The organism is Streptomyces sp. URMC 126, from assembly GCF_051386555.1.
GTDB lineage: Bacteria > Actinomycetota > Actinomycetes > Streptomycetales > Streptomycetaceae > Streptomyces.
In genome coordinates this window covers 1-267 of the sequence record NZ_JBPQTX010000918.1, presented here as the reverse complement: position 1 = coordinate 267, position 267 = coordinate 1, and the positions used below count along the sequence as shown (strand labels likewise).

Genomic DNA, 267 nt, shown 5'->3' with positions numbered 1-267 from the left:
CATCAGGTCCTGGTCGTCCAGGCTGCCCAGCAGCAGCTTCCAGTCGGCTCTGTCATACCCGCCACCGGACTGGACGTTCAGCTCTGCGGCCCAGTCCAGCAGCTGCATCACCCGTTCACGGCTGATGCCCGGGTACCAGAGCCAGCCGAACATGTCCAGGATGCGGATCTCACGGTAGTCGTTGTCGCCGTCCGGCGCAGGTGGACGGGCCAGGCTGGCGCGCGCCATCTGCTCGAACTCGGCCGCAAGCTCGGGGCTGTGGCGTGG

General features: G+C 67.4%; 1 protein-coding gene. It reads right to left on the bottom strand.

Translation table 11 applies throughout. The features are described from left to right. Nucleotides 1–228, bottom strand: a 228-nt coding sequence (locus tag ACSNOK_RS34490; RefSeq protein ID WP_436784662.1) for a hypothetical protein, incomplete at its 3' end; no start/stop codon positions are given. Between the last annotated feature and the right edge of the window lie 39 nt (nucleotides 229–267).